This window comes from Nocardiopsis lucentensis DSM 44048 (assembly GCF_000341125.1).
GTDB lineage: Bacteria > Actinomycetota > Actinomycetes > Streptosporangiales > Streptosporangiaceae > Nocardiopsis > Nocardiopsis lucentensis.
Window position 1 is genome coordinate 1 of record NZ_ANBC01000573.1, and the last position, 3,832, is coordinate 3,832.

Genomic DNA, 3,832 nt, shown 5'->3' on the forward strand with positions numbered 1-3,832 from the left:
CACCGGACCCGAGCACGTGCGGTCGATCCGCGCCCGTGTGGACGAGCGGTTCGCCTGAGGCCTGCCTCCCGGAGGGTCACCCCAGGGGCCTTGTTCGGGCGTCGGCGGGGTTCTGCGGGACGAGGCGAGCCGCGAGCGAGGAACGGGCGGCAGGCGAGGCCGAGGACGAAGGACCCCTGCCCCGTGGGCGCCCGAACACGGGCCGAAGCGCGGCGGCGGACCCCGAGGAACACTGTCTTAGCCCGCTCGTCCTAACCCTGCTCGTCGCCGAAGAGGCGGATGGCGGGCGGCTCGGTGTCCGTGGGCGGGACGCGCATCGACCGGAGCGCGAAGGACATGATGTCGTTGAACACGGGCCCGGCCGCCTCGCCACCGTAGTAGGACTCCTGCGGGTTGTGCAGGACCACCTGGACGACCAGCTCGGGGTCGTCGGCGGGGGCGAACCCGGCGAACGTCGCGGTGTAGGCGCCGCGCTCGTAGCGGCCGGTCTCGGGGTCGATCCGGTTGGCGGTACCGGTCTTGCCCGCCACGCGGTAACCGTCGATGCGGGCCTGGGGTGCGGTGCCCTCGTCGCTGGTGACCGCTTCCAGCATGAGCGCGAGCTGCTCCGCGGTCTCCTCGCTGAGCACCCGGCGCCGCTCACCCTGTTCGGACGGGGTGAACTCGCCCTCGCTGTCCACGGTCCCGGCCACGACCCGCGGCTCGGCCCGAACCCCGCCGTTGGCGATGGTCGCGTAGACCGACGCCATCTGGGCGGCGTTCACGGACAGGCCGTGGCCGATGGACACCGACGGCAGCTGGGTGCCCCACCAGTCCTCGGGGTCGGTGAGGATGCCCGCCTCCTCGCCGGGGAGCGCGAGTCCGGTGGGCTGGCCGAGCCCGAACGTCTCCAGGTACGAGTGCAGGACCCCCGCCCCGACCTGGTCGGCGACCTTGATGGTGCCCACGTTGCTGGACTGGGCCATGATGCCGTTGACCGTGAGCCGCTGGGTGCCGCGGTTGCTGGAGTTGCGGAAGGTCTGGTCGTAGTACTGGATGGCGTAGGGCACGGTGTAGACGGTGTCGGGGGTGGTGACCCCCTCCTCCAGGGCCGCGCCCATCGTGATGACCTTGTTGGTGCTGCCCGGCTCGAAGGTGTCGTGGACCGCCCCGTTGGCCCAGTCCGCCGGGCTGGCGTCGGAGATGTCGTCCTGGGAGTAGGTGGGGTAGTCGGCCATCGCGAGGATCTCCCCGTTCGGGCGCATGACGATGGCGCTGCCGCCCTCGGCCTCCAGCTCCTCGACCCGTTCGGCCAGGACCTGGGCCGTGTACCACTGGATGTCGCGGTCCAGTGTGAGGCGCACGTCCTGGCCCGGGACGGGTTCGCGGACCAGGCCGCCGGCCATGGGGATCTGCGTGCCGTCGCTGCCCACCTCGACCTGGCGTTTGCCCTGTTCACCCGCGAGGGTGGAGTCGAGGTAGCCTTCCAGCCCCTCCAGTCCGTAGCCCTCGGATCCGACGAAGCCCACCAGGTCGGCGGCTCCGGTCTCCTCGGGGTAGACGCGCCGGTAGTCGACCTCGGCGCCGACCCCGGACAGGCCGAGGCCGCGCAGGTCCGCCCAGTCGCGGGGCAGGATGTCGGTGGCCACGACCTGGTACCGGCTGGGGCGGGCGTCCACCCGCGCGGTGACCTCGTCCTCATCCAGGTCGAACCGGGTGACGAGCTCGTCGATGAGCTGGGCCCGCTCGTCCTCCTCGACCTCCTCCGGGTCGACGAAGATCCTGCGCACCTCCACCGACAGCGCGAACGGGCTGCCGTTGACGTCGGTGATCTGGCCGCGCAACGTGGGGATGTCGATGGTCTGGAGGCGCAGGTTGGACGCCGCCTCGGCGTAGGTCTCGGCGTCCAGGCCCTGGATCTGGGTCAGCCGTCCGGCGAAGAGCAACAGCACCACGACGATCAGCACACCGCCGAACTTGATGCGCTTGTGCGGGTCGCCCTTGTGGAAGGTACGCCTGAGCAGTGGCGGGGGCGGCGGCGCGGCGCGTCCGCGCGTGCGCTCCCGGTCACGTCCGGATCCACGGGTCGGGCGTCCCGCGGAGCGCGTGTTGGCGCTGGGACGGCTGCCGCCCGCGGGACGGCTCGACGACTTACGGGGGCGCTTGTCGGGCCGCGACCCCGAACGCCGGGTCGCCCCGGGCCGCTTCGGGTCGCGGGGGCGTCGGTCGCGCGGGGAGCTCACTCGTCGCCCCCGGTGCCGCCGAGGACCTCACCGCGGTCCCGGTCCAGGAAGCGCGGCCCCTCCTCAGGTCGCTCCATGCCCAGGTTCTCGGCCTCGTCCGCGATGCGCTGGGAGCTCTCCAGCCGCGCGATCCGGTCGCGCCACTGCTGCTGGGTATAGGCGAGTTCACGGTTCTCGGCCTGGAGCCGGGTGATGGTGAAGGCCTCCTGGGCGATGACGCTGCGCAGCACGAGGAGGCTGACCAGCGCGCCGCCGAGCAGGCAGAGGATGAGCAGGACGAACGGGATGCGCGGGGCGCGGCCCTGCCCGCCCGCGTCGCGGGCGGCACCCGTCTTGGCCGACGCCCGCGCGCCGCCGCGGGCCGACCGCGTCCGCCCGGCGCCCTCCCCGCGGTCGGGTGCGCGGCGTGTGTCCGTACTCGAACTCATCTGCTCTCCTACCGCTCTACCGCGATGCCCGGCGTACGCGCTCGGCCGCCCTGAGGCGGGCGGACTGCGCACGTGGGTTGCCTTCGATCTCTGCGTCCGTGGGGAGTTCCGCGCCCCGGGTGAGCAGCCGCAGCTCCGGCTGCCGGTCGGGGAGCGGGACGGGGAGGTCGGCGGGGGGGGGGNTCGGTGGCCAGGTCGGCCAGAGCTCGTTTGGTCATCCTGTCCTCCAGGGAGTGGTAGGACAGCACCGCGATCCGTCCGCCGACCGACAGGCGGGAGACCGCCGCGGGCAGGGCGTGTTCGAGGATGGACAGTTCGGCGTTGACCTCGATGCGCAGCCCCTGGAAGGTGCGCTTGGCCGGGTGCCCTCCGGTGCGGCGGGTGGCGGCGGGGATGGCGTCGCGGACGAGTTCGGCCAGTTCGCGGGTGGAGGCGATGGGGGCCTTGGCGCGCCGCCGCTCGATCGCGCGGGCGACGCGGGAGGCGAAGCGCTCCTCGCCGTAGACGCGCAGGACCCGGGTGAGCTCGGCGACGGGGTAGGTGTTGACGACGTCCGCGGCCGTGAGGTCCTGGGTGCGGTCCATGCGCATGTCCAGGGGGGCGTCGTGCGCGTAGGCGAAGCCGCGTTCGGTCTCGTCGAGCTGGGGTGAGGACACACCCAGGTCGAGCAGAACCGCGTCGGCCTCGGGTGCGCCCGCCTCGTCCAGGGCGCGGGGGATGTCGGAGTAGACCGCGTGCACGAAGTGGGTGCGGTCGGCGTAGGGGGCCAGCCGCCTCGCGCTGCGTTCCAGCGCGGTGGTGTCCCGGTCCACCCCGACGAGGCGCGCGGTGGGGCACGCCTTCAGCAGGGCCTCGGAGTGGCCGCCCAGACCGAGGGTGCCGTCGACGAACACGGCGCCGGGATGACTGAGCGCGGGCGCGAGCAGTTCCACGATCCGATCGAGCATGACGGGTACGTGCAGGGGATCGAGCCCTGCCCTGGCGGCCGCGATCCGGGCGGCGATGCCGTCGGCGTCGTCCGAACCGCCCGGGCCCCCGTGCCGCCGGTCGTCCCCCATGCCGTGCCGTTCCTCCACGCTGTCGCCCTCTCCCCCTGAGTGTCCACGCGGGCGCACGGATGTGTGCGTCACGCGGTGTCCTTGGCGTGGCCCGACCGGGTTCCGGCCGAACCTCGTCCGGACA

The 3,832-nt window shown here is 73.0% G+C and carries 2 protein-coding genes and 1 pseudogene; all 3 read right to left on the reverse strand.

The annotated features are described in order from the left end of the window. Positions 1-251: 251 nt before the first annotated feature. The 3 genes and pseudogenes from D471_RS0119950 to rsmH all read right to left on the reverse strand — a co-directional run bounded on the left by D471_RS0119950 (position 252) and on the right by rsmH (position 3,708). Positions 252-2,222: a peptidoglycan D,D-transpeptidase FtsI family protein gene (locus D471_RS0119950; RefSeq protein ID WP_017600251.1), complete on the reverse strand. Its 1,971-nt coding sequence runs from the start codon at positions 2,220-2,222 to the stop codon at positions 252-254. After that, positions 2,219-2,650 carry an FtsB/FtsL family cell division protein gene (locus tag D471_RS0119955; RefSeq protein ID WP_017600252.1) on the reverse strand — a complete coding sequence of 144 codons (432 nt, stop codon included), beginning with the start codon at positions 2,648-2,650 and terminating at the stop codon, positions 2,219-2,221. The genes D471_RS0119950 and D471_RS0119955 overlap by 4 nt, the downstream gene beginning before the upstream one ends. Positions 2,651-2,666: 16 nt before the next feature. After that, a pseudogene (gene rsmH, locus D471_RS35280) lies at positions 2,667-3,708 on the reverse strand (16S rRNA (cytosine(1402)-N(4))-methyltransferase RsmH). Between the last annotated feature and the right edge of the window lie 124 nt (positions 3,709-3,832).

Excerpts from the sequence above, each read along its gene's own strand:
- D471_RS0119955 (WP_017600252.1), bottom strand. The coding sequence starts at position 2,650 with ATGAGTTCGAGTACGGACACACGCCGCGCACCCGACCGCGGGGAGGGC.